The 6,205-nt window shown below is 64.0% G+C and carries 4 protein-coding genes; all 4 read right to left on the reverse strand.

The window, feature by feature from the left end; genetic code table 11:
- On the reverse strand, window positions 1-674 hold a 674-nt coding region (locus FNJ47_RS43945), incomplete at its 3' end, for an autotransporter strand-loop-strand O-heptosyltransferase (RefSeq protein WP_347341803.1).
- Window positions 675-1,006: 332 nt separating this feature from the next.
- On the reverse strand, window positions 1,007-1,738 hold the full coding sequence (locus FNJ47_RS43950; RefSeq protein ID WP_163162753.1) for a tetratricopeptide repeat protein: 732 nt from the start codon (window positions 1,736-1,738) through the stop codon (window positions 1,007-1,009).
- Complete coding sequence (locus tag FNJ47_RS43955) at window positions 1,735-2,679, reverse strand: caspase family protein (RefSeq protein ID WP_163162755.1); 945 nt, start codon at window positions 2,677-2,679, stop codon at window positions 1,735-1,737. The genes FNJ47_RS43950 and FNJ47_RS43955 overlap by 4 nt, the downstream gene beginning before the upstream one ends.
- Window positions 2,680-2,974: 295 nt before the next feature.
- Window positions 2,975-6,205: transcription-repair coupling factor (gene mfd / locus FNJ47_RS43960; RefSeq protein ID WP_163162757.1), on the reverse strand; the 3,231-nt coding region annotated here is incomplete at its 5' end.

A 6,205-nucleotide genomic window follows, 5' to 3' on the forward strand; every position in this document is an offset into this window, starting at 1 on the left:
TCGGTCGGCTGGTAGACGCAATCCTTGTCGTCGAAGAACAAGCCAACGCTGTAGGTCGCGTAATATCGCTCCGGCTTGACCTCTTCGTGGGTGATGAACTCGATGTCCGGATAGGCGTCGCGGAACAATTCGATCAGCGGCGCCCCCATGGCGCAGCTCAGCTTGCAACCCTGCTTGTCCTTGAATTTCACGGCATAGGGAAACCATCCCAGCGTGTCGCCGAGCGTTCCGACCGGAAACTGGATCAGGACAGCGCGATCTTTCGCCGAGTATTCATGATTAAGGACGGAAGCGCCTTGCTGGAAGACTTCTATTCCGAAACGGACGTAGTAGCGCTTGCTGCTGTTGACATAGCCGCCGGCGAATTCCGTCTCGAACAGCACGTTGCCGGTGTCAAGATCGCGAATCCTCACCTTCCAGGGATGCTCGCCATGAGGGCAAACAATTCGCGCGCCGTCATTGAAGTCAAATTGCAGTCCTCTTGGACCGACCTGAGTGGGCAGTTTGGCGGCCGCAGGATAGGCAGGCTTCGGAGCGTCGGCATTCGACGAAACAACATCCGACTTGACTGGCGCGGCGTCGGTCGAACGATCAACGACTACTTTCGGTTGTTCCGCCAAATGGTCCGCCGGGCGCTTCAACGCGAGCGCCGGCGCAACGGTAATCGCATTCACGAAAGACCCCTGCCCTGAAATACAAAAACACTGCTCAGAAAGTGAACGAAAAGGTACGCGAGATTGACAACCCCGGCGAGTACCTCTTCGGGGCTGCTCCGGAATTGCAAAAAACAATATGCAACGATGAGCCGGTCAGAAGCTGGCACCGGACAATCTATTTGGGGTTCCTTGGAATGGAGAGGCACGTGTGATTGCCGTTCGCGCGATCCGAGCCAGCGCACCCCGCCCTTCCTTCGCAAGCCAGCGCCGTCACTCCAACGTTAACGGCCGCTTGACTCGTGTTGTACCGAGCGGGCCACTGCCGGCACGTCCGACGAGCAGCGAAGTCGTCAGCACCACGGCCATCTGCAGCCGACGAAGCGATAGTAGTAGATCCTGCGCACGTGATGGACGGCGGACGCGCGTCGCGGCCCGCTTGCATTCAGCTCCTTTGGCACGTTTGGGTCCTGGCTCCCCGGATCGACCTGGACTGCGCGGCGCCGCAGCTCGGCCGCCTTGGCCGCATCGGGTGGCCCGAGCAATCCTCGCTCCTGCATGACGGCAAGGTATTTGAGAGAAAATCCGTCGTTGAGATCGGCCGCCTGCTGAAAATACTGCGCAGCCATACCGTAGTCGCGTGGCGTTCCCTTGCCGTAGAAGTACATCAAGCCGGTCTGGGCAAGGGCGAAAGGATTGCCCGCCTCGATTGCCTTCTGATAGAGCTCGAGTGCTCTCGCCTCGTCTTTCTTGACGAAATTGCCATTGGAATACATCGCACCGAGATTGCTGATCGCGCCCGGCTCGCCGGCTGCGGCCGCCTTGCTGAAGAGCTCGAAAGCGCGCGGCATGTCTTTGACGACCCCGCGCCCCGTCGCAAAATACACCCCGAGCTTGCCTTGCGCCGGTGCATAGCCGGCATCCGCAGCTTTGGTCAAATAGCGTTGCGCCGCCATGTAGTTCTTCGTTCCGCCGTAGGCCAGGCCGAGCAGAAATTCCAGACGTGGCTGGTCGGGACTGGCCCGCACGGCCGCCTCGCAGATCGGGACCGCGGCCGCAAAATCATGCGTATTGTCGATCTTCAACTGGTCGGGACTGGCGAATGGCGGCGCAGGCGCGGCCGCGCGCTCGCACTCGCTGTCCGCGCCCCCCTGCGGCGCCGGGGATGTGACGCGCTGCGCCTCGGCTGGCGGCGTCGCCTGCTGCGCAGCCGCAGCCAACTGTTCCACGCCTCCTGCTGCCGCCTGGGACGCCGCAGCCGGTTGCGTCGACGTTGAGGGCTGTGAGCCGCTGACGACCGGGGCGGCGGAGCCGCCAGATAGACGTCGCCGACCAGAGAGGAACTGTCCCAGGGCGTCTGCTTCTGATCGGTTGCCGCGAGCACGTCGCCGCGAACCCTGGACAGCATCTGCCGCACTTCGATGCCGGGTGTCGCGATATGTTTCAGCAGCGCAGCAGTGAACGGCGAATTCCGTCCGGCGCCGTCGAGCGCAACGTTGTTCGGTTGCGTCGAATAGACGATCAGCGATCCCTGCCCGCTGGCGTCGACGCGGCCAAGCCCGCGACTGGGCGCCGCGCGGCTGCCGCGCGCGAGCTTCTCGAGAAACGGATTGTTGCGGCAGGCATCAAGGATGATGATGTTGGCGCGTCCTGTGCCCTCCATCTCCTGCTGGATGTCGGTCAGGTTCACGGTGTTGAAGCGCACGTCCGCCGGCGTGTCGATTTTCGCGTCGACCGGGACCAAATAGTTTTCACCGTTCATCTGCAGGCCATGACCTGCGTAGAAGAACAACGCGACGTCGGCACTGCTCAGCCGCGTGGAAAAATCGCGCACCGCATTGGCCATGGCGCCGCGGGTCCCGTCGCGCGCTTCGATCACGCTGAAGCCCATGCCGCGCAAAGCCGTGGCGAGATCGGCTGCGTCATTGGCAGGATTACCGAGGACGGGAACGGCCTGATACTTGCTGTTGCCGAGCACCAGCGCCAAGCGCGTGCCAGCGAAGGCCTCGATCGGCAGAACGGTCAACGCAAGGCAAAGCCCGATGAAAAGCAACCGGCAATGGAGTTGATGCATCGTGCGCGCTTGCGGCTTTCAGTACGGCTGAGACCGAGCTTGAGATGCAAAACATACCGGCAACACCCATGCCAGTCAAAATCCCCGATCCAACATAACGCTGTGTTGAAACCAAAAGCGCTAAGAGAGCGTAGCTGCCGTGTGCACGGTACCGCACACAGAATAGTGCAGCTCACGTTCAGCAAGCGATGTGTGATCTCCCGCACAGCCTGAGCGCGCCGACCCGATCAGCGCTATGAGCGAAGGCTCACGCCGCCTTCTTGCTCTCGGCGAGATTGGCGAGTTGGCGCAGGATCTCGGTGGTGCCGGCGAGCCGCTCTTCCGGCGTGTCCCACTCCTGGAAGAACACCACCTTCATGTCGGGTCGCACCTTGGCGGCCTGGCCGTGCTGGCGGATGAACGTCACCAGCCGCTCCGGATGCGCAAAGCTGTTGTCGCGGAATGCGATCACGGCGCCCTTCGGGCCGGCATCGACCTTCCCGACATTGGCACGGCGGCAGTAGGCCTTGATCGCGGCGACCTTGAACAAATAGCGGACTTCGTCGGGCAGCACGCCGAAGCGGTCGCGCATCTCGGCGGCGAAGGCGTCGATGTCCTCGTCGGTGTCGAGATCGGCGAGGCGGCGATAGAGCGACAGCCGCACGCTGAGGTCGTTGACGTAATCCTCGGGGATCAGCACCGGCATGCCGATCGTGATCTGCGGCGACCAGCGGTCGGCGGCGGGCTCGGCGACGCCGGCCTTGAGGTTGACGATCGCCTCCTCCAGCATCGACTGGTACAGCTCGAAGCCGACTTCCTTGATGTGGCCGGATTGCTCTTCGCCCAACAAATTGCCGGCACCGCGGATGTCGAGGTCGTGCGAGGCGAGCTGGAAGCCGGCGCCCAGCGTCTCCAGCGATTGCAGCACCTTGAGCCGCCGCTCCGCCTGCGCCGTGATCTTCTGCTGCGCCGGCAGCGTGAACAGCGCATAGGCGCGCAGCTTGGAGCGGCCGACGCGGCCGCGCAGCTGATAGAGCTGGGCAAGGCCGAACATGTCGGCGCGATGCACGATCAGGGTGTTGGCGTTCGGGATGTCGAGACCGGACTCGACGATCGTGGTCGACAGCAGGATGTCGTATTTGCCGTCGTAGAACGCGGACATGATGTCCTCGATCACGGTCGGCGGCATCTGGCCGTGGGCGACCGCGACCTTCATCTCCGGCACGTTCTTGTCGAGGAAATCCTTGACGCCCGCGAGATCCTCGATCCGCGGCACGACATAGAACGCCTGGCCGCCGCGGTAGCGCTCGCGCAGCAGCGCCTCGCGGATCATCAAGGGATCATGCGGCGCGACGAAGGTGCGCACCGCAAGACGGTCGACCGGCGGCGAAGCGATGATCGAGAGCTCGCGAACGCCGGTCAGCGCCAGTTGCAGCGTGCGGGGGATCGGGGTTGCCGACAGCGTCAGCACATGGACCTGGGCGCGCAGCTGCTTCAGCCGCTCCTTGTGGCTGACGCCGAAGTGCTGCTCCTCGTCCACGATCAGAAGGCCGAGGTCCTTGAACTTGATTGTCTTGCCGAGCAGCGCATGGGTGCCGACGACGATGTCGACCGTGCCGTCGGTGAGCCCCTTCTTGACCTGGTTCAACTCCTTGGTCGACACCAGCCGCGACGCCTGCGCGACATTGACCGGGAAACCGCGGAAGCGTTCGGTGAACGTGCGTGAGTGCTGGCGCGCCAGCAGCGTGGTCGGCACCACGACCGCAACCTGCCTGCCCTCGAGCGCCACGGCGAAGGCCGCACGCAGCGCCACCTCGGTCTTGCCGAAGCCGACGTCGCCGCAGATCAGCCGATCCATCGGGCGGCCGATTTCGAGGTCATTCAAGGTCGAGGTGATGGCCCCTAATTGATCCTCGGTCTCCTCATAGGGGAAGCGTGCGCAGAACTCGTCATAGACGTGCGGTTGCAGCGGGAATTTCGGCGCCTCGTGCAACTGCCGCTCGGCGGCGATCTTGATCAATTCGCCCGCGATCTCGCGGATGCGGTTCTTGAGCTTGGCCTTGCGCGCCTGCCAGCCGCCGCCACCCAGGCGATCGAGCTCGACATTGGCGCTGTCGGAGCCGTAGCGCGACAACAGCTCGATGTTCTCGACCGGCAGGAACAGTTTTGTCTCCGCCGCATAATGCAGCTCGAGACAGTCATGCGGTGCACCGGAGACTTCCAGCGTCTGCAAGCCCACGAACCGGCCGATGCCGTGCTCGACGTGCACCACGAGATCGCCGGTCGCAAGGCTCGTCACCTCCGAGATGAAATTGTCGAGCTTGCGGCTCGCCTTGCGCGGCCGCACCAGCCGGTCGCCGAGAATATCCTGCTCGCTGATGACGGCGAATTCGTCGGTCTCGAAGCCGGACTCCATGCCGAGCACGGCCAGCATGGTCTCGTTGCGCGGTGTCGCCTGCACGATCCGCCAGGTGTTGACGCTGGTGGTGTTGAGCAGCTTGTGGTCGCGCAGCATCGCGCCCATGCGATCGCGCGAGCCTTCGCTCCACAGCGCGACGATGACCTTCTTGCGCTGCGACTGCAGCGCGCCGATATGGCCGACCACGGCCTCGAACACGTTGACGTTAGTGTCGGCACGTTCCGGCGCGAAGTTGCGGCCCTGCCGCGCGCCGGCGTCGAACATGTCTGCCGTGCCTTCCGGCACTGCAAACGGCGTCAGCCGTGCCAGCGGCACCTCACCGAGCAGCCTGGTCCATTCGGCTTCGGTCAAATACAGTCTGTCCGGCGGCAGCGGCTTGTAGATCGCGCCGCTGCCTGGATGCTCCAGCGCTTCGCGCCGCGCGTCGTAATAGTCCGATATCTGCGTGAAGCGTTCGCGCGCGGCGTCCTCACCCTGCGGCTCGATCGCAATCGTGGCGCCGTCGAGATAATCGAACAGCGTGTCCATCCGCTCCTGGAATAGCGGCAGCCAGTGCTCCATGCCGGGATGACGCCGTCCCTCGGAGACCGCCTCATAGAGCTGGTCGTCGCGCTCCGGCGCGCCGAACGCTGCGACGTAGCCCATGCGGAAACGCCGGATGGTTTCGGTGGTGAGCTGGAATTCCGAGACCGGCACGAGATCGAGCCCGCGCATGTCGAGCAGCGTGCGCTGGGTTTCGGCATCGAAGGTGCGGATCGATTCCAGGCTGTCGCCGAAGAAGTCGAAGCGCACCGGCTGGTCGAGGCCGGCCGGAAAAAGATCGAGGATGCCGCCGCGTACGGCGTATTCGCCGGGCTCGCGCACGGTGGATGACCGCGTGTAGCCGTTGTGCTCGAGCCAGGCGACGACCGAGTCCATCGGCACCACATTGCCCGGCGCGACCGACAGCGCCTGCGCTGCGACCTGATCGCGCGCCGGCACCCGCTGCACGGCCGCGTTGCCCGTGGTCAGCACGATCATCGGCTTGTCGCCGACGCCGCGGCGCGACAGCCTGGCCAGCGCGGTCCGGCGCTGGGCCAG

Origin of the sequence: Bradyrhizobium uaiense, from assembly GCF_010811875.1 — a bacterium.
In the GTDB taxonomy this organism is placed as follows: Bacteria; Pseudomonadota; Alphaproteobacteria; order Rhizobiales; family Xanthobacteraceae; genus Bradyrhizobium; species Bradyrhizobium uaiense.